The sequence below is a fragment of the Thermoactinomyces sp. DSM 45892 genome (assembly GCF_900107305.1).
In the GTDB taxonomy this organism is placed as follows: Bacteria; Bacillota; Bacilli; order Thermoactinomycetales; family Thermoactinomycetaceae; genus Baia.
Map to the genome: position 1 here is coordinate 84637 of NZ_FNPL01000002.1, position 17115 is coordinate 101751.

19 protein-coding genes and 1 tRNA gene are annotated in these 17115 nt (G+C 40.6%); 15 read left to right on the forward strand and 5 right to left on the reverse strand.

Going from position 1 to position 17115, the window contains the following annotated elements:
* Positions 1-469: 469 nt before the first annotated feature.
* Positions 470-1144, forward strand: a complete 675-nt coding sequence (locus BLU58_RS02085) for a hypothetical protein (protein WP_093290582.1) — start codon at positions 470-472, stop codon at positions 1142-1144.
* 358 nt (positions 1145-1502) lie between these two features.
* Here the strand turns inward: BLU58_RS02085 and BLU58_RS02090 are convergent, their stop codons facing one another.
* Entirely contained in the window at positions 1503-1763 is a 261-nt protein-coding gene (locus tag BLU58_RS02090; protein ID WP_093290583.1) for a transposase, read from the reverse strand.
* Positions 1764-1856: 93 nt separating this feature from the next.
* Between BLU58_RS02090 and BLU58_RS02095 the strand changes: the two genes are divergently transcribed.
* From BLU58_RS02095 to BLU58_RS16250, 6 genes are all read left to right on the forward strand, one after another.
* Positions 1857-2258 carry a hypothetical protein gene (locus tag BLU58_RS02095; protein ID WP_093290584.1) on the forward strand — a complete coding sequence of 134 codons (402 nt, stop codon included), beginning with the start codon at positions 1857-1859 and terminating at the stop codon, positions 2256-2258.
* 81 nt (positions 2259-2339) lie between these two features.
* On the forward strand, positions 2340-2747 hold the full coding sequence (locus tag BLU58_RS02100) for a type II toxin-antitoxin system RelE/ParE family toxin (RefSeq protein ID WP_093290585.1): 408 nt from the start codon (positions 2340-2342) through the stop codon (positions 2745-2747).
* The gene (locus BLU58_RS02105) at positions 2740-3039 is read left to right on the forward strand and encodes a helix-turn-helix domain-containing protein (RefSeq protein WP_093290586.1); all 300 of its coding nucleotides are present in this window, start codon (positions 2740-2742) and stop codon (positions 3037-3039) included. Before BLU58_RS02100 ends, BLU58_RS02105 begins: the two co-directional genes overlap by 8 nt.
* Before the next feature lie 101 nt (positions 3040-3140).
* Positions 3141-3389: a hypothetical protein gene (locus BLU58_RS02110; protein WP_093290587.1), complete on the forward strand. Its 249-nt coding sequence runs from the start codon at positions 3141-3143 to the stop codon at positions 3387-3389.
* A gap of 10 nt (positions 3390-3399) precedes the next feature.
* Positions 3400-3915, forward strand: a complete 516-nt coding sequence (locus BLU58_RS02115) for a hypothetical protein (protein ID WP_093290588.1) — start codon at positions 3400-3402, stop codon at positions 3913-3915.
* 199 nt (positions 3916-4114) lie between these two features.
* Entirely contained in the window at positions 4115-4267 is a 153-nt protein-coding gene (locus BLU58_RS16250; RefSeq protein WP_176786446.1) for a peptidoglycan-binding domain-containing protein, read from the forward strand.
* A 63-nt stretch (positions 4268-4330) separates the two neighbouring features.
* Here BLU58_RS16250 and BLU58_RS02125 read toward each other — a convergent pair.
* Together BLU58_RS02125 and BLU58_RS02130 are read right to left on the reverse strand one after the other, a co-directional pair.
* Positions 4331-4402: transfer RNA gene (locus tag BLU58_RS02125), tRNA-Ala, on the reverse strand.
* 304 nt (positions 4403-4706) lie between these two features.
* A complete protein-coding gene (locus BLU58_RS02130) occupies positions 4707-5963 on the reverse strand; it encodes a dicarboxylate/amino acid:cation symporter (RefSeq protein ID WP_093290590.1) in 1257 nt (418 codons plus the stop codon).
* Between the two features lie 273 nt (positions 5964-6236).
* Between BLU58_RS02130 and BLU58_RS02135 the strand changes: the two genes are divergently transcribed.
* Both BLU58_RS02135 and BLU58_RS02140 read left to right on the forward strand, forming a co-directional pair.
* Complete coding sequence (locus tag BLU58_RS02135; protein WP_255404558.1) at positions 6237-7460, forward strand: MDR family MFS transporter; 1224 nt, start codon at positions 6237-6239, stop codon at positions 7458-7460.
* A 189-nt stretch (positions 7461-7649) separates the two neighbouring features.
* Positions 7650-8342 carry a zinc metallopeptidase gene (locus tag BLU58_RS02140; RefSeq protein WP_093290591.1) on the forward strand — a complete coding sequence of 231 codons (693 nt, stop codon included), beginning with the start codon at positions 7650-7652 and terminating at the stop codon, positions 8340-8342.
* On the opposite strand, the gene BLU58_RS02145 is transcribed toward BLU58_RS02140, so the two are convergent.
* Positions 8339-8944, reverse strand: a complete 606-nt coding sequence (locus tag BLU58_RS02145; RefSeq protein ID WP_093290592.1) for a thermonuclease family protein — start codon at positions 8942-8944, stop codon at positions 8339-8341. The two genes, BLU58_RS02140 and BLU58_RS02145, sit on opposite strands and share 4 nt — an antisense overlap.
* 665 nt (positions 8945-9609) lie before the next feature.
* Here BLU58_RS02145 and BLU58_RS02150 point away from each other — a divergent pair.
* Both BLU58_RS02150 and BLU58_RS02155 read left to right on the forward strand, forming a co-directional pair.
* Positions 9610-10806, forward strand: a complete 1197-nt coding sequence (locus tag BLU58_RS02150) for a C1 family peptidase (protein WP_093290593.1) — start codon at positions 9610-9612, stop codon at positions 10804-10806.
* 126 nt (positions 10807-10932) lie between these two features.
* Entirely contained in the window at positions 10933-12099 is a 1167-nt protein-coding gene (locus tag BLU58_RS02155) for a C1 family peptidase (protein ID WP_093290594.1), read from the forward strand.
* Between the two features lie 52 nt (positions 12100-12151).
* On the opposite strand, the gene BLU58_RS02160 is transcribed toward BLU58_RS02155, so the two are convergent.
* The gene (locus BLU58_RS02160; RefSeq protein WP_093290595.1) at positions 12152-13330 is read right to left on the reverse strand and encodes a hypothetical protein; all 1179 of its coding nucleotides are present in this window, start codon (positions 13328-13330) and stop codon (positions 12152-12154) included.
* Positions 13331-13513: 183 nt separating this feature from the next.
* Between BLU58_RS02160 and BLU58_RS02165 the strand changes: the two genes are divergently transcribed.
* The 4 genes from BLU58_RS02165 (at position 13514) to BLU58_RS02180 (ending at position 17079) form a co-directional block, all read left to right on the forward strand.
* Positions 13514-14044, forward strand: coding sequence for an RNA polymerase sigma factor SigX (locus BLU58_RS02165; protein ID WP_093290596.1), 531 nt, complete (start codon positions 13514-13516; stop codon positions 14042-14044).
* The gene (locus BLU58_RS02170; RefSeq protein WP_093290597.1) at positions 14044-15210 is read left to right on the forward strand and encodes an anti-sigma factor family protein; all 1167 of its coding nucleotides are present in this window, start codon (positions 14044-14046) and stop codon (positions 15208-15210) included. The genes BLU58_RS02165 and BLU58_RS02170 overlap by 1 nt, the downstream gene beginning before the upstream one ends.
* Before the next feature lie 77 nt (positions 15211-15287).
* Positions 15288-16238, forward strand: a complete 951-nt coding sequence (locus tag BLU58_RS02175) for an ABC transporter ATP-binding protein (protein ID WP_093290598.1) — start codon at positions 15288-15290, stop codon at positions 16236-16238.
* Entirely contained in the window at positions 16222-17079 is an 858-nt protein-coding gene (locus BLU58_RS02180; protein ID WP_093290599.1) for an ABC transporter permease subunit, read from the forward strand. Before BLU58_RS02175 ends, BLU58_RS02180 begins: the two co-directional genes overlap by 17 nt.
* The last annotated feature ends 36 nt before the right edge of the window (positions 17080-17115 follow it).

The window sequence follows — 17115 nt, forward strand, 5'->3', positions numbered from 1 at the left end:
GATTTTAAACTGTGACAGAAATTAAAAAGAATGCTGTTCACATATAGCACATACACTTTTATTTGCATTCAAATTATTATTTATGATATTATAAAATAGTATCATTTTAGAATATTTAAGAAGGAGGCATTGAGTTGATTAATCTATCACTCTTTTTCGAATCAATACTGTATAAATACTAATAGACGCATAGCCTAGCGCAGTAAAAATGTATCCTCCAATTACAAAATGATCCTTATTTGTAATTAGACTCACCACAAACGGAACGACTGTGAAAGCGAGAATAAATATTATCAGTTTCTGATTCTTTTTAACGTTTTTCCAAACAAAAATCATTAGAGCTACTATCATTACAATGCAAAATAGGTTGAAAAGCATTCTTTACCCTCCTATACTATTTAACGTTTTACCCTATGTAAAACTACAGGTGTATTATAACATAATAATAAGAAAAGAAGTGATATTTAGAATGAAGAAAATGTTGAAGCCACTTATAGCGTCCATATGTGTTTCCCTTGGTGTTTCTTTTATTGGATCTCCTCTTGCTAATGCAATGAATAATACCCTATCAAACAATAGTACTGTTGAAGAAGGAACTGGATTAATCCAAATTGGCTTTAATAATCCAGAATCAGCAAATCCAACAGATGCAGAAATAGTGACGGAATCAGAGAAGCTTGCTGGTGTAAGTGAAACTGTTATGACTTTGTTTGAACAAATCCCTGATGGTATTATTGATGCTGAAGAGGGTGTAAAGTGGCTTAATGAGAATAAAGGCCAAGAATTTAATGGTTATAAATTTGTGGTAAATGATGAACTTGTTTCTTTAGTTGAGATAAAAGACAAATTAACTCAAGAAAGTTTTTGGTCTTGCTCAACTGCAATTGTATCTGCAATTGCAATGAATGCGTTACCATGGGCGAAAATCCTAAAAATCAAAAAAGCAATCCAGATTATGGGGGGAACTAAAACGGTTGTAAATGCAATAACAACAGCGTTCAAGCATCAACGAAACTTAGGATATTCTCGTGCTAATGCCATAAAAAGAGCCTTGAATGTAACCAAAAAAGCACTTCCTGCTGAGTATGTAAAATACTGGATGGAATTTTTCAGTCTGGGAGGCGTTGTGAAGGGTTGTTTTTAACTCTCATATTTAAGTACAGTTGCAATTGACATATCTAAATAGGATAATCTGATATTCTCCCCAAAAGGTAGAAAGTTGAAATAATAAAACTGCTACTATGGGGAGTTTTTCTATGTCTAAGATAAAATTTAATACGTACATGAAACTTGCTCCTAAAGTTATGTAAATAGTTAATGACAATTTAAACAAAAAAAAACCATCTCCCTCGATCCAAAAGACAGCTTTTTTGTACACCTATGATGGCGAAGGTAACCAGCCCTTGCACTCAGCAAAATTTGAAGTCCTAGGACTTCACAAACAGTTGGGAGGGGATAAGATCGATTTTGGGATTTCACGAAATAAGCAAGCTTGGTAGGGCTTATCTCTTGGCGAATATGGTCATAGCCTTTTTTAAAATATCGTTCTCCGTTTCGAGTTGCCGAATGCGGGCTTGGAATTGCTTTACTTCCAAGGCAGTAACAGACTGATGATCGACTGAGATCTCTTTTGCATTGTTTGCCCATTTATAGATTGTTGCTCTGCTGATATCATATTCGCGTGTTATTTCTGCTCCAGATTTGCCATTGTAATAAAGCTCTACGATTGTCTCCTTGAATTCTTGGGTGTAGTGTTTGCTCATCGGGGATTCACAACCTCTCAAGTTTATTTTATCTGTCTTGCAGATTGTGTCCACCACCTTATACTAATACCAAAATCTGCCTATGACAAGGTAATGGGCATCATTGATGATATCGTGAATGGTTTTAAAAACATGATCATCTCCATTCCCAAGCCCAAGCTTCCACACATTTCGGTGAAGAAAGCTGCTGGAGTCTCTGTTCCCTATCTAGACTTTGATCTCTCCTGGTACAAGAAGGGCGGAGTTTTTAATGGACCATCGGTGATTGGAGTTGCAGAATCAGGACCAGAAGCCGTGGTTCCCCTGCAAGGATCTCGCATGAAGCCATTTGCTCGAGAGATTGCGGGGCAAATGAATGGAGAAAGTGCCATTACAGAGATCCATAACTACTTTACGATCTCGCAATTAGTTGTACGAGAAGAAGCGGATATCGAAAAAATCTCCCATCAACTATTCCAACTACAACAAAGAGAGAGTCGATTTTCAGGGAGATAGTGACAGAAAAAAACTTACAAAATGAGTGAACATTTCTGATCTTGCTGGATTATAATATAACATATAAGTTATAATAGACGTATGAAGAACCAACTTATCCCTTACCAAAAAAGAGATGGTACATGCCCGGTTGATGAATTCATCGATTCACTCAATCAAAAGGATTCAGCTAAGGTACTGAGGGCCATGTTAATATTAGAGGAACTCGGTTTGCGAGCAGGAGCTCCTCTCGTGAAGCATCTGCAAGATGGCATCTTTGAATTACGCGTGAAGCAGAGCAGTAATATTCAACGGATTATGTTGTTTCACTGGTTTCAAGGAAATCTTATATTGCTCCATGGATTTACTAAGAAGACTCAGAAAACTCCATCTAGTGAATTAGAACGAGCAAAAAGGTATCGGGCTGATTTCTTGATTCGCTATGCAAAGGAACAAATCCAAGACTATCTAGTAGAAATAACGGAACGGAGGGGAACAAATCATGAGTAGTTATTTAAAGCGGAAGATCGATCAGAAGATGAAGGACCCTGTATTTGCAGAGGAATGGGCCAAAAGTGAACCCGAATATAAGCTGCGTCGTGCCATAGCAAAGCAGTTGAGTGAAGGGCGAAAGAAGAGAGGACTCACTCAGACAGATGTCGCTGAAAGAATGCAGGCAAAACAAAGTATGATCGGTCGTGCCGAAGCAGGTCAGCAAAATCTAACATTAGATTCCCTCTCTCATATTGCAGATGCCTTGGGTTATGAAGTCAGAGTCGAATTGGTAGAAAAAGAAAATTAGAACATTCAAATGGTGCACCTTCCAATGGAAGGTGTATTTTTTTGCGAACAGAAGGGAGTAACCTCCATGGAGATCCAGTTTACTTATGACGGGATTAGCACGTGGGAACAACGACTCTCTTCTTTGAGGCAATTGACTTGTTTTCTGTGGGTCAAGAGAAAACACAGGTGATCGTGGGCAATCCCAGTATCAAGCAGGATATCCACACCCCATCGGAATGGAATCTTGGGATCGTAACAGGGTTAGAAGCAAAAGAAAATGGGATTCAGTTGCGAACAGAGGGAGCTGATTATACAAAGACGACGAGAGAATTTACACAAGGAACACTTTCAAACCCAAGGGATCAATGAGAGATTAGTATTGGAATCAACTGCTACCGATGTGAATCGAACGTATCATGATGACTGGCAGGGTGGAACCAATCAGAATGTGGTCGTATCGGAGGGTCTGACGATCACCAACATGCCTATTTGGGATGAGAATGACGATATGAGTAATTGGGGGTCTTCGGGCTGGGCTTCCCGACTCTCCATTCCCTTTGCGCAAACTCCAGAAGGAGCCAGAGTAGAATGCTCCGGAGATAGTGCTGCCCTCGTGAAGGAATATAGTGCGTTCCAATTTCCGCAGACGATCGAGTTTATTTACCGGCTCCTTTCCCCTTCTGCTCCACAGACTGGGTTCAACACAAAAGCATCGATTCATCTGATTGAGACGCGAAACAATCAAAGCTCTCGGTTCTCGATCGGACTAAACGAAGCCACGGACTGGACATGGGTAAGTATTGTAATTACCAGTCCCGCATCAGGGGAGTCCTACATCCAAAGGTGGATCGATACGATTTCCCTTATATGGGAACCCGAATCACTCCAGATATAGACCTATCTTCTCTGGGAACTTATACATCATCAAGTGTATTAATGAAATCCACAACTTCCAAAAAGAATGCGCAGTGGAGACGACCAAGGGGATATGCTCATACTTTCGTCTTCCTTACCTACCCTCTTCGCTATCCATTCCCAAATCATCTCCTTCCTATCCAGGAGTTCTGATTCGCAAAGGCTCCAGAGGAGACGGGGTGAAAAAAATTCAACGCAAACTTGGAGGACTTGCAGTGGATGGGATATTTGGACCGAAAACACCGAGAGCAGTGAAGTCATTTCAAAGGAAGAAAGGGCTTGTGACAGATGGGATAGTAGGCCCAAAAACATGGAAAGCCCTATTCTCGTAAATTAAAAAAGTCACTCGGCCTTTAAGAGCTGAGTGACTTCTTTACATAACTTTTACAATTAGATGGAGCGAGGGGGTATCGAACCCCCGACCTCGTGCCTGCCAGGCACGCATTCTCCCACTGAACTACCGCCCCAAGTCCTTTAGTATCAAGTAGTTTCGTTAAGTGCGTGATCAATCCGTGATCATTTGTGTATTTCGAGGATCATTTCATTTTGTTGAAATCGCAAAACCCTTTGGTATATCTAGGTTTTCAGCGATAGCTTTCAGCCGATAGGAACATATGCACTTGTACTGTCAGTGCGACACTCTCTCAGCTGAGCTAATGCCCCATAACAAACTAATCATACAATGAAATAAATAGAATGTAAATAATCACTTATCCGCTTTGTTTTATCACACCCCATCAGGCTACGGAGTGTGATAAAACGTGAAGTCTATTATGATGTTTTCATTTCGGCTAATGCACGTCTATTTTGTTCTTCGTCAAACTCGCCTTCACTCTTGGCAACTACGATGGTGGCGACTCCATTTCCGATTAAGTTGGTAATAGCACGAGCTTCGGACATAAAACGGTCAACGCCAAGTAATAATCCCAGACCCTCAAGTGGGATTACATTCAAAGCGGAGAGGGTGGAGGCTAGAACGATAAATCCAGAACCGGTGACCCCTGCGGCTCCTTTCGAGGTAATCATGAGGATTCCAAAGATCGTAACGATTTGCCAGATGCTGAGATCGACGCTAAATACTTGAGCGAGAAAGAGTACCGCCATCGATAGGTAGATCGAGGTGCCATCTAGGTTAAAGGAGTAACCAGTTGGAATAACGAGGCCGGTAACGGATTTAGAGCAACCGAACTTCTCCATTTTGTTTAACATTCTAGGAAGTACTGTCTCAGAAGAGGAGGTTCCGAGAACAATTAATATTTCGTCCTTGATGAATCGCAAGAATTTGAAGATGCTAAACTTATATATTTTACAAACGATAGCGAGAACAACAAAAATAAAAATGGCCATGGTTAAGTAAACGGAGAGCATGAGTTTACCCAGTGGCATCAAGGTTTTTAAACCGAAGTTTCCGATGGTATAGGACATGGCACCGAAAGCGCCGATCGGAGCTACACGCATAACCATTTGGACGATGCGGAAGAAGACATTCGATACTCGTTCTGATAAATCGATGATGGGTTTTTTATAGTCATCGCTAAAGCTAGCAAGTGCAAATCCGAAGAGAACGGCAAATAGAACTACTTGCAAAATATCACCTTTGGCGAAGGCACCGACTACATTTTCGGGAACGATGTGAATGAAAAAGTCCACCCAGTCCATCTTCTCGCCTGCTTTAGTAAACTCGGATACATCACCTGCTTTAATGGAGGATAGATTCACATTTGCCCCGGGTTGAACGAAATGTGCGACAAGAAGACCTATGAGAAGAGCGATGGTAGTAATAATCTCAAAATAGAGCAAAGCTTTTCCACCGACCCGACCCACTTTCTTCATATTCCCCATCTTGGCGATTCCTAAGACGATTGTCAGGAATATGATGGGGGCGATTAACATTTTTACTAAGTTAATGAAAAGGGTTCCTAGAGGCTTCATCTCTTTCGCGACACTTGGCATTAAGAAACCAAATAAAATTCCTAGAAAGATCGCAATGAGTACCTGAAAGGTCAGATTAGAAAAAAGTTTCTTCATAAATACGAGCCTCTTTCTCTTTGTTTTGATGGGTGCCGTAAAAAATGAAATTTAGTAATATACTATCTAAATTTATATGAAAAGTAAACAATTTCTTAATAAAAGTGAAAATAGTGAGAATTATTTTAGGTGAATGGTATTGCCCTTGAGAACAGAAAGTGATTGTAGCATTAGGGTCTCGCCTCCTATCTCTTCCACTAGATTATAATATGCAAATATGAAATAATCTTATTTATAATTGTTTAGAATCTCACAAAGGAGGACAGACACAAGGTGAAAAATCTGAAGGGCATTCACCCGATCGGTTGGACTATCATCATCGGTACGATGTTTGGTAGGTTTTCAACTTCGATGAGTATCCCTTTCTTAGCCATTTATCTGACCAATGTCCTTCATGCAACCCCTTTTGAAGCTGGGTTGGTTATTGCTGCTAGTTCGGGTATTGGGATTTTAGCTAGCTTCTATGGGGGATTTTTAGCAGATAAAATCGGACGTAAAAAGGTTATGCTGACATCCGTCTTTGGCGGAGCTTTTGTTTTTTTAGGGTTTGCCTTTAGTCAAAGTGTCCTTGCCTTCTTCCTTGTCAATGCGCTTAATGGTCTGTGTAAATCGATGTTTGAACCTTCGTCTCGGGCGTTTTTATCGGATATAACGGATGAAAAGAAGCGACTGCTTATCTTTAATCTACGCTATGCTGCCATTAATATCGGAGTTGTATTTGGACCTTTAGTAGGAGTGGTAATGGGTTCATCGAGATCTACTACCCCGTTTCTCTTTGCGGTTGCTGTGTATGCTCTCTATGGCCTGGTGTTAATCTATCAATCTCGTGCCTATGCTACACTTTTCCAGAAGAATGATTTATCTGAGCGGATTAGCCTGCGGAGAGCTTTCCATGTAACGAGAATGGATACGGTGTTCTTATTCACTATTTTGGGGATTCTCTTTTGTGCATTTGGTTATGGAAGCCTGAATGCGACTTTTCCACAATACTTTGCAACGCTTCCTGGCTTTGAAGATGGAGTGAAAATTTCCTATCTCATGTCACTCAATGCCATCTCTGTACTGGTATTTCAGTACCCAGTGGTGAGGATTGCACAAAAATTCTCTCCGTATACGGTACTGATAACAGGGAGTTTATGTATCTGCGCTAGTAATTTGAGTATGGCTTTTACCACGCACTTTTTTGCGCTTAGCATGGTAATCGTCCTGTTTACGATTGGCGAAATCCTAGTATTTACACTGACGGATGCCTTAGTTGATTCTATTGCTAAACCTGAGTTAAAAGGTACTTATTTTGGAGCTATGGGCTTTTCTCAGCTTGGAAATGTATTATCACCTATAGTAGGTGGATGGTTGTTAAGCTATTTCGGGGCAACACAACCCTTGATCGTCTTTGGAATGCTAGTTCTTGTTACATTGATTGGAGTTCCTCTTCTCCTACGTGCAAAATACAGTCTTGCAAGTAGGAAGAAACATACTATACCAAAGGTAGCATAAGGATATATAGAAAAAAGTTGAAGGCAACGAGCCGATATTATATAGGAAATCATAAATAAGGGAATGTATTCTTCCTCGAAGATAAAGATAAAAGGATATTTTACAAATAATGTTCTCTATTACTAAAAAAGGGGTACACTTTTTATATGATATAATTCCCATATAGCATAAAAACTCGGAGGGATTTTCATGCCCATAAATTTATTACTAATCGTGTTATCGCTCGCTGCATTTGCTTTAACGATCTGGGCGCAGTTTCGAGTGAAAGGAAGCTTTAAAACATGGTCTGGGTATAATGCTAGTTCAGGCGCGACGGGTGCTGAGGTGGCTCGTCATATCTTAGATCGAAATGGATTACGAGATGTTCCGGTCGAGCCTGTTCCGGGTACATTATCGGATCACTATGATCCAATTAGTCGTGTTGTTCGATTATCGGAGCCTGTCTACTACGGTCACTCAGTTGCTTCGGTTTCAGTAGCAGCTCATGAATGTGGACACGCCTTGCAACATAAGGAATCATATGGAGCGTTGGTTCTGCGTCATCGCATGTTTCCAGTTGTGAACTTTACATCGGGGGTTGCTCCGTTCCTCCTCCTAGCTGGCTTTTTACTAAAAGCAACGGGACTTATCTTAGTGGGGATCATCTTTTTCTCCATTGCTGTTGCTTTCCAATTGGTTACTTTGCCAGTTGAGTTTAATGCGAGTAGTCGTGCTAAGCAAATATTAGTAAGTGATGGATTTATTCGCAGTCATGAAGAAGAGCATGGTGTGAACAAAGTACTAAACGCCGCCGCTCTTACGTATGTAGCGGCAGCGTTATATTCTGTGATGGAGTTACTCCGTTTTGTATTCATGTTCCTCGGTTCTTCGGACGACGATTAATAGGCTTTCTCTGTTGTAATAGATGTTGTATTAGTTGGAAGCTGGTTTTTCGGGATTTTCTTCGTGTCAAAGCCATTTGGCTGTACGTAGCGATCCCATTGCCAGACTCCAGCTTTCTTTTTTTGCGCCTCTTTTTGAATACTCCGAAATTTATCTTCGTATCGGACGTTTGGCTTGTATACATAAGCAACCCGGGCTAGTCCATTCCGCAGTAACGCCTCCTGTAGACATCTTCCATCGACATAGATATAAGCTAGTAATCTTCCGTACTTATCTCGCTTTGACTGATCATATTCGAGTTCAATCTTCTGTGCTTTTTTTATCTGATGATAAGTGAACTGTTTGGCTTCCTCCGCAAGGGGTTGTTTGGCTAGATTTGGATGATTTGTTTCAGGGGTGTCTATGAGTAGGAGACGAATGGTCTCTTTGTTTCCTTTTATTCTGGCTTGGATGGTATCCCCGTCGATGACAGAAACGGAGTTGATGAGGATTTTTTTTGAGGGTTTGTTTTCTAGTGGCTTGCTGGTGATAGTGTTGCAACCGGTACAGATGAGGAGGAAAAGGACGGTCAGGATTGCGGCATTGGTTGTTTTTTGAGCCATATGAGTTAGTCCTCCTACGTGAATTAGGGATAATGCTGGGCTAAATTGTTGGAGTAATTCAGGGGGGGCATGTATTAATAGCCAAACTATGATAACCCTTTATTTGTCATTCCCATTATATCTTAGTAAATTAAGTGTGTGGAGAGAAATACAGAAAAATTTGCAAGGTGGAAAGAGGATGGTCCGTATTCATATCAAAGCAAAGTCCAAGGAAGATTTACGTTGTTTTCAGGTAGGTTTGAAGAACGTGAATCAAATTAGTTTATTTTTAAAATATGTAAATCCATTGACTAATTAATATTATATTTATAATATTCAATTTTGCGAAGTACATAAATGAGATTATTCATCTTAATATTAAATAGTATTCTAAATGCAACGTCCATTCTAAAGATGGTACATACTCGGGAGGAATGAAAGGTGAAGTTAAAGAAAATTGTTGGGGGATTTTTAGCGTTCATTTGTTCATGAGTAAAAAGTATTTCATTCCAGCTAAATGAAGGGCTCCGATCTTATATCGGTGCTTTTTCTTTTTATGAAAAAACTTACTTTACATATAAAAATAAAACTTTAGTTATTTTAGTTCATAAAAAACATTGAAAATTTACAGTAAAATTCATACAATATACATGCTAGTCATTTTCAACATAGAGAGGGAGAGATGAATGAAGAAGGCTTTATTATGGATGTTGGCTTTAGTAGTTACGCTAACGAGTACTTTGTTCGGGTCGAGTGCTGAGGCGAAACCGGAGCAGAAGCCATTTAATCCAAATGATTTTTCTACATATGGTACAGGTTTAAAGGATGGTCCTAGACCGGAGGGATTAGAGGAGTATACTCCTGCAAAGCGATTTATCACGAAGGATGAATTGAAGAAGCAGGGGAAGAATCGACAACAGATTCGTCCAGATCAAATTCTTCCACAAAAGGTAGATCTTCGTCCATATTTTGCACCTATTCGCAGTCAATCTAAATTTGGTACTTGTGTGGTTTTTGCAACGACTGGTTTGCGTGAATACTATATTGGAAGACATACAGAGGCAAAAGGAAAAGATGTTACACACTTGTCTCCTTCCTATATTTACTATCCAAGTGGTCCAGATGATGGAATATCCTTTTATACTGCATTTGAAACGTTGAGGAGAGAAGGGGTTCCGCCAGAGACGGAGCGCCCGTATGATCCAGATCGCAGTAACACCGATCAGTTTAAGGCTCCAAAAACGGCTTTACAAAGAGAGAATGCGGTTCCGTATAAGATTGATTCGTTCCGCTTCATCAGGGATAACAGTAATATGGTTGATAACGTGAAACGAGCCGTGGCAAATGGTGACCCAGTTATGATTGGGATTCCGGTATATCCAAATTTTGATGCTACCCCATCTACCGGGATTATCCCGGCTGTAGAAGAGAGGAAGTCTCGCGGTGGACATGCCCTTGTAGTAGTGGGTTATGATGATGAGAACGAGTGGTTCATCATCCGAAACAGCTGGGGAGAGAGATTTGGCGATAAAGGTTATGCGTATATGGGATATGATATTTTCAGAGAGATGAACGATGATTATGGATATGTAGCAAATATCCGAAACAACGAATATCCGCCACAAGGCGTGAAGTTGTCTATGTCTGCATCAACGGATACAACGATGACATTGGATGTATCAGCCATCAATGCAACAAGCTTTGATTTATACCGTGATGGTAAATATGTAAAGAGCTTTACTGGTAGTGAAGTACAGGATGAAGGTTTGAAAGCAGATACTACATACAAATACCATGTAGTAGCGAGAAACGGCCGAGGCGGTACGCGTAGTGTGACAGTGGAGAAACCAGCTGTGGCTGTAGAGCTAGATATAGCAAGCTAAATGATGAAGAGATTTCCTGGATTTGGAAATCTCTTTTTTCTGCATATAAAAAATAATATTGAAAATATACATAAAAATTAGTATAATAAAAATGTTAGATTATTTCATATTGAAAGGGAGAGATGGATGAAAAAATCATTGTTATGGGTTTTGGCTTCGGTATTTACTTTAACAAGTTCCTTAATTGGGACAAGCAGTGCTGGGGCAGAGCCGGCTCAAAAGCCGTTTAACCCAAATGATTTTTCTACTTATGGAACAGGATTAAAAGATGCTCCACCACCTAAGGATATGCAGTCATATACGCCTCCGAAGAGATTTTCGCAACAAGCACTTCCTACCAAAATCGATTTGCGTCCATATTTTGCTCCTATTCGTAGTCAATCCAAGTTTGGTACTTGTGTAGCGTTTGCGACCACAGGATTACGTGAGTACTATATTGGACGATATACAGCTGCAAAAGGCAGTGATATTACGCACTTGTCGCCTTCTTATATTTACTATCCAAATGGTCCAGAAGATGGGATGTCGTTTTACAGTGCATTTGACACATTGATAAAAGAGGGAGTCCCACCTGAAACAGAGCGTCTATACGATCCCGACCGCGAAAATAAAGACCAGTTTAAAGCCCCGCTTACGGCATTGCAACGCAGAAATGCAGTTCCTTATAAGATTAGCACGTTCCGTTATATCTACAGAAATAGTAATATGGTTGCAAATATCAAGCAATCTGTCGCCAATGGTGACCCCGTTATGATCGGGATTCCAGTGTATCCAAACTTTGATGCAACTCCATCTACCGGGATTATCCCAGCTGTAGGAGAGAAAAAATCCCGTGGTGGACATGCTTTGGTTGTAGCTGGTTATGATGATGAGAATGGGTGGTTTATCATCCGAAATAGCTGGGGTGATAAATTTGGAGATAAAGGCTATGCTTACATGAAATACGATATCTTTAAAGAAATGACCAACGACTATGCATATGTAGCAACAGTGAACCATAATCAATATCCACCACAAGGCGTGAAGTTTTCTGTATCCGCTAAAACAAATACTACTGTCACACTCTCTGCATCTGGGATTCAAGCGGTAAGTTATGACTTATATCGCAATGGCAGATATACAAAAAGTTTTACCGGTGGTAGTGTAACGGATGTCGGTCTGGAGCCGGGTGCTTCGTACGAGTACTATGTAGTGGCCAGAAACTACCGGGGTGATACACGTAGCTTTACTGTTACAGAACAAGCTTTACAAAACGTAGAACCGATTAAGGTGGAGCTCGATCAAGCAAGTTAATGAGAAAAAGGGATTTCCTATTATGAGGAAGTCCCTTTTTGTGTAAGTAGTGTTATTTGTCATTTGGTTGTTTGGTTACCATTTTTTCTGCTTGCTTGAGCAAATCTGTGTAATGAAGATCCTTTTTAATCCGCTCTAGATCTTTCTTTATCTCCGAGGCAGATAAAGTATCTAATTTGAAGGTGCTGTGTAGAATTTCATACTGTGTTTTTCCACGTTTTTTAGGATGATCTTCAATCTCTTCCTTCCAATTGATATGAGCTTGATCCATTAACAATTCAAGTGCAGAGCCGGTTTCATAACGAATGGATCGCTTGAGGTACTGAAGGGACTCTGCTTGTCCATCTGCAATAGCGTTAAAGGCATCCATAAACGTGATATGATAGGGTGCTTTCGTGGTAGCGAGTACAGTAAGCTTCCCGCCAACCAGACGGCTGTAACGATACTCTAAGTAGCGAGCGGAGCCTTCGATCGCTTCGGTATACATCTCTCCTTTCAACTGTGGCCATTGTTGATTACGATACTTTCGTACGATTGCCCAATCATGTAATTCTTTCTTGACCGCTTCGGGGTCATTCGTAGCCATTGCTCGATCTAATAACGTGAACTCAAGACCCATCAAAGCGAAGTTTTCTTGTTTATATGGATAGTTTTCGATATGTTCTTGGTCATTGAGATCGTAGGTCCAGTCATGCTGTTTATAAATGTGAAATCCTTCATGTAACAAAAAGGAAGGGAAATCAAAATATAGATCTGGATCCTCCATCATTTTTGGATGATACTTGAAGTAGTATACTTCCTTTCCACCTATATCAATTGTCCCAAAATTAGAAGGAAACCAGGTAGAGATCATTTTTGGATCGAGACGGCTTAAACGAAATACCTTGGGGAGACTTAGTGATGTGGGGACTTCAATCTGCTTCGCAAAGATGCTATCTCCCATGTCTTCTATATTGAGTGCGTATGCTTCTTCGCGGAGTATGCCTCTATCCTTATGCGTACGGATGAGGATGAGGGGTTTCTGTTCAAAGTGATAGTTGCGATCCCATAGTTGGTCACTAGAATTTTTGAAGTTCTGATAGATTGTCGATAATTCCGTTAGCATCTTTTGATCGGTGGAATCTAACGATTTGAAATTTGTGCGATAGGTCTTATTCAAAATGATACTTCCTATAAAGATACTGATGAAAATGACTAGTATAGCTAGTGTAATCTTACGTCTTTTGCTCATAGTTGCTCCTTGTATATAGGATATCAATATAAATCTATGATAGTCCTATTATTGTGAATGGGGAAGTCTTTCAAACAGATACTTATACATAAAATCATCTTCATAAAATGTTCATATATTCATCTGTCATAAAGTACCCCTTTCCGGTGTCTATCTTACGTGACGATCGGGGGGAGGTTTCAAATGGAAGAGTTGATATCAATGTCAGACCGATCTGAAACAGATGACTTCGAGTCTTTATTTAAAAACTACTACCCGATGGTGGTACGACAAATTATGCGAATCATACCATCCCAAACGATTGCAGAGGACATTGCTCAAGATGTCTTTGTCCGTTTTTATCGTATGGATCGATCAAGTGTGAAGCATATCCCCGCTTGTTTGATTAAAATGGCGATTCATACATCATACAACTATGTGCGATCGGAGAAACGGCATTTGGCACGGATTGAAAAAGAATCCCTCTATGTGACGGGAACGACACCTTCTACTGAGAGTAGATGGCTTCAAAGGTACGAAATCGCTACAGTGAGAGATGTCCTTGCCCAGATGGACGAACGGGAGCGGAATTTACTGCTTATGAAATACTCTGGATTTAGTTATGACGAACTAGCAGAAGCTGTGAACATAAATAAGGGATCAGTAGGGACTCTTTTATCCAGAGCTAAACAGAGGTTTCGCAGAAAGTATAAACAGATAAGGGGGGATGATTGATGGTGTGTAAAGATGAAATGCTCATGCAGTCTTACTTAGATGGAGAGCTAACTCGTGATGAACGCAAGCAAATTGCTTTGCATATCGAAAAATGTCCCGAATGCCTTGCATGGATGAATGAGATGAAGGATCTAGAGGATTGGACTCGAATCCATATCACAGATAGTTTTCCTCAAATAGATGAGGCTTTAGATATAGATGTGGATCGAGCTTGGGCTCATGTCAGTGAGCAGATTGAGATTCAAGAGAAGCAGATGAGACAACCGATTCAAATGCAAGAAAAAAGTGTGAGAGGAAGATGGAGAGATATGAAAAAAAATACAAAGCGTTGGATTTCGGGTGTGGCGGCAGCAGCAGTTGTGATTGGAGGATTTAGCATCCCGCAAGTACAAGCGGCAGCGAGTGAACTATTATCTGCCTTTCGGGTGGATAAAGTTGAACTCGTCAAATTGACAGAAAAAGACCTTCAACAGATGGAAGCATTTCTTCAGAATAAAGAGTTAGGTAATCTCGATTTAAAAGGAATGGGTAAGATCTGGACAGAAGGAGAAAAAAAGAAAGACCGCCATCGAGAGTATGATACGTATGAGCAGGCAGTGAAAAAAGAAGATTCTCTACCCAAAAAACCGGAAGGATATACGGTAAGTAACATCAATGTAACTGATCCGATGAAGGTTAATTTCCAGCTAAACACAGAGAAAGTAAACAAAGTGTTAAAGCAGTTGGATGGGAAGGTGGACTTGGAAAATAAACTGAATGGGAAGACGTTTAGTATCGAGGTTCCTAAAACAACCATGTTAACTCTACGTAATACGAACCACGATTTTCATTATATGGTAGCGAGTACTCCCCAACTTAAAGTAGATAAAGATGTAGATGTTGCGAAACTAAGGGACTCGATCCTATCGCTTCCATTTATTCCAACCGAACTGAAAAGACAGTTGATGGCGATTCAAGATTGGCAAAGTACACTTCCGATTCCAGTTGTAGAGGGAATGGGCAAAGTGAGTGAAGTACAAGTGAATGGTGTGAAAGGCACTATGATGGAGGAAGAGGATGGGGCTGCCGTTCTACTCTGGCAAAGGGATGGAAAGATCCATACTCTGTCGGTTTATCAGAACGGAGCGGATCGATTGATCGAGCTAGCAAAAAAACTGGATAAGTAAGCAAAAAAAATGCAGAGTGACCTCGAAATGGGGTGGCTCTGCTTTCATTTGTATGGACATGTAGAGGGGGAGAATGTGTGGGGGATTATGTGATTGAGTCAAACCAGTTAACCAAGTTATATGTGGGAAATAAGGGATGTCAGGATATTACAATTCAAGTGCCAAAAGGGAATGTTTACGGATTTTTAGGGCCTAATGGAGCGGGAAAGAGTACATTTGTCCGTACTTTATTAGGACTGATTAAGGCAACCAGCGGGACGGGTACGATTTTGGGTCATCCGATTTCCTCTCTTGAATCAAGGAAGAAGGTAGGATATTTACCCGAATTGTTTCGTTATCCAGACTGGATGACAGGGAGACAGTTGCTACGGTTTCACTCGGAAATGTGTCAATTGAATAGTAAACAGCAAAAAGCAAGGATTGAGGAGTTACTGGACTTAGTTGGTTTACATAATCGAGGAGATGAACGAATTAGTGGTTACTCCAAAGGGATGCAACAGAGGATTGGGATTGCATGTGCTCTGGTTTCAGACCCAGAAGTTATTTTTTTAGACGAGCCTACTTCGGCTCTGGATCCAATCGGGAGAAAGGAAGTTCGTGAATTAATTCGTGACTTACAGATGAAAGGGAAAACCATCTTTTTAAATAGTCATTTGCTGAGCGAAGTGGAAACGATTTGTAACCATGTTGCGATTATTAATAGGGGGCGACTTATCGTTCAAGGGGATTGGCGAGAGCTTTCGGCGATCGAGACACAAATTGAGATTACCGTGTCAGGGATTGAAAATCTCTCTTTTGACGCTATGACCGAGCTAGTGTTAGAAAGTGAGAAGATTCGTGCTGAAAAGGAGAAGGAAAGTTGGAGATTAACTTTGAAAGACGAAGAAAGTATTCCTGAGTTGATCTCTGCTCTAACAGTCCAGAAAGGGAAGCTATACCAAGTGGTTCAACAAAAACAAAATCTAGAGGATATTTTTATGTACTGGATAAATCGTCAGGAGGAAGCGGAACATGTGGCCAATCGCTAGGTTAACGATTAAAGAAATCATCTATAAACGTGTATTTCTTGTTATTTTCCTGATGTCGCTAGCACTCCTTATCTTTTATGGAATCGGGACCTACTATGCGCAGGAGCAGGTATCTTCTATGAATCGGGGCCCCATGGGGGCTTTGGCTCAAGGATTTATGTCTACACAGTTCTACGGAATGGGGCTATACTTTGCTGCTTTCATTACTTCTCTGTTGGCGATCTTTAGTAGTGTAGGAAGTATATCCAAGGAAATTGAAAGTCGCCAAATTGATCCAATGATGGCAAGGCCCATATCGAGAGCTTCGTTTGTGATAGGGCGATTTGTTGGACTAACCCTCTTAATGGCCTCCTACTCCACCTTTCTATTCTTCGGGATTACGGCAGTGAACCAATTTCTCGGAGGTCAATTAAAAGTGGTTGTATCGACATCTCAAATGCTCCAAGCGGGGAGCTTGTTTGTGCTACAATCGATCATTATTGTAGCAGTTGCGCTCTTTTTTAGTACTCGTTGGACTACACTGAATAGTGGGATTGTATTGATTATGTTATATGTCACAAGTATGTTAGGTGGATTTATTGAACAACTTGGCGGCATTGCTGAGATTAAGCAAATGCTCAATTTTGGGATTGTGACAAGTTTGCTCTTTCCGATCGATACCATATTCCGAACGATGACCATTCGTTTGTTTGAATCCGCTGACGATCCTATTTCGATGGCAACACAAGGGATATTTGGGAGTGCGTCGGCTCCTAGTAAGTGGATGTTGATTTATATTGGTTTATATGGCGTACTGGCACTGTGGTTTGCGGTTCGCTCATTTCAAAAAAGGGATCTCTAAATAATGGTTAGCCCGTGAGTCTACAAGGATTCATGG

Bases quoted from the DNA above. Each gene is read 5' to 3' on its own strand.
- BLU58_RS02165 (WP_093290596.1), top strand. From the start codon at position 13,514: ATGGAAGAGTTGATATCAATGTCAGACCGATCTGAAACAGATGACTTC.
- BLU58_RS02145 (WP_093290592.1), bottom strand. From the start codon at position 8,944: ATGGCTCAAAAAACAACCAATGCCGCAATCCTGACCGTCCTTTTCCTC.
- BLU58_RS02105 (WP_093290586.1), top strand. From the start codon at position 2,740: ATGAGTAGTTATTTAAAGCGGAAGATCGATCAGAAGATGAAGGACCCT.
- BLU58_RS02090 (WP_093290583.1), bottom strand. From the start codon at position 1,763: ATGAGCAAACACTACACCCAAGAATTCAAGGAGACAATCGTAGAGCTT.
- BLU58_RS02130 (WP_093290590.1), bottom strand. From the start codon at position 5,963: ATGAAGAAACTTTTTTCTAATCTGACCTTTCAGGTACTCATTGCGATC.
- BLU58_RS02155 (WP_093290594.1), top strand. From the start codon at position 10,933: ATGAAAAAATCATTGTTATGGGTTTTGGCTTCGGTATTTACTTTAACA.
- BLU58_RS02150 (WP_093290593.1), top strand. From the start codon at position 9,610: ATGAAGAAGGCTTTATTATGGATGTTGGCTTTAGTAGTTACGCTAACG.
- BLU58_RS02170 (WP_093290597.1), top strand. From the start codon at position 14,044: ATGGTGTGTAAAGATGAAATGCTCATGCAGTCTTACTTAGATGGAGAG.
- BLU58_RS02100 (WP_093290585.1), top strand. From the start codon at position 2,340: ATGAAGAACCAACTTATCCCTTACCAAAAAAGAGATGGTACATGCCCG.
- BLU58_RS02085 (WP_093290582.1), top strand. From the start codon at position 470: ATGAAGAAAATGTTGAAGCCACTTATAGCGTCCATATGTGTTTCCCTT.
- BLU58_RS02140 (WP_093290591.1), top strand. From the start codon at position 7,650: ATGCCCATAAATTTATTACTAATCGTGTTATCGCTCGCTGCATTTGCT.
- BLU58_RS02095 (WP_093290584.1), top strand. From the start codon at position 1,857: ATGGGCATCATTGATGATATCGTGAATGGTTTTAAAAACATGATCATC.
- BLU58_RS02180 (WP_093290599.1), top strand. From the start codon at position 16,222: ATGTGGCCAATCGCTAGGTTAACGATTAAAGAAATCATCTATAAACGT.
- BLU58_RS02160 (WP_093290595.1), bottom strand. From the start codon at position 13,330: ATGAGCAAAAGACGTAAGATTACACTAGCTATACTAGTCATTTTCATC.